General features: G+C 64.7%; 1 protein-coding gene. It reads right to left on the bottom strand.

The features are described from left to right. Positions 1-35: 35 nt before the first annotated feature. Complete coding sequence (locus EN808_RS35305) at positions 36-284, bottom strand: Trm112 family protein (protein WP_127862475.1); 249 nt, start codon at positions 282-284, stop codon at positions 36-38. Positions 285-377: the final 93 nt, after the last annotated feature.

The following is a 377-nucleotide window of genomic DNA, read 5'->3' as shown; positions in this document are numbered from 1 at the left end:
GCCAACCTACGTCGCTGCACCTATGAGGACACCGATTACGACGGCCCGCTCAGCCGCGGTGGCGGTGGCGGCAGCGCATCTTCGGCCGAGATCGTGCGCGCTTCCGAGGGCAGCATGATCGGGATGCCGTCGCGCACCGGATAGGCGAGCTTGGCCACGCGCGAGACCAGCTCGCTGCGCTCCGCGTCCCACGTCAGCGGCCCTTTGGTCAGCGGGCAGGCGAGAAGTTCCAACAGCTTTGGGTCGACCGTGGCTTTCCGCGCGTCACGTCCGTCTGCCGCCATCGCACTTTTCCTTTGTCCAACTGCCATAGGCCCAACGCCACAGACCAAGTGTGTTGAGATTCAGGTCAGGCCGAGCCGAAAATGGTGGCTTTC

The sequence above is a fragment of the Mesorhizobium sp. M8A.F.Ca.ET.165.01.1.1 genome, assembly GCF_004792065.1.
In the GTDB taxonomy this organism is placed as follows: Bacteria; Pseudomonadota; Alphaproteobacteria; order Rhizobiales; family Rhizobiaceae; genus Mesorhizobium.
The sequence above is the reverse complement of the archived record's forward strand: the minus strand, read 5'-3'. Positions and strand labels throughout refer to the sequence as shown.

Excerpts from the sequence above, each read along its gene's own strand:
- EN808_RS35305 (WP_127862475.1), bottom strand. The coding sequence starts at position 284 with ATGGCGGCAGACGGACGTGACGCGCGGAAAGCCACGGTCGACCCAAAG.